Source organism: Pseudomonas sp. 2822-17, assembly GCF_002742485.1.
Lineage (GTDB): Bacteria > Pseudomonadota > Gammaproteobacteria > Pseudomonadales > Pseudomonadaceae > Aquipseudomonas > Aquipseudomonas cyclaminis.
This window is the reverse complement of the sequence record NZ_LJRZ01000951.1, coordinates 1-276: the sequence shown is the minus strand read 5'-3', so window position 1 is coordinate 276 and position 276 is coordinate 1. Positions and strand designations below refer to the sequence as shown.

1 pseudogene is annotated in these 276 nt (G+C 34.8%); it reads right to left on the bottom strand.

The features are described from left to right. A pseudogene (locus AOA60_RS35090) lies at nt 1–154 on the bottom strand (alanine dehydrogenase); the annotation flags it as partial. Nucleotides 155–276 lie beyond the last annotated feature (122 nt).

Sequence of the window (276 nt, the reverse complement as noted above, 5' to 3'; positions counted from 1 at the left end):
CTTCATAAGCTTGATTTTTAAAACCACTTCCAAGTCCAGCGTCACGTTCCACATAAATAGTATGACCTGCTTGGTGTAATGTTAAGACACCTGCTGGAGTAAGAGCAATTCGGTTTTCATTATTTTTTATCTCTCTTGGAACACCAATCTTCATTGACAGTTCCTCCCTTATAAAATGTGTTTACTGAATGGACGTTCCTTCTCTAAAACTATTTTAACGGACTGTACTTCGTTCTTCCACAATTTTTTTTACTTACTACTATTAAAATGTTGTTT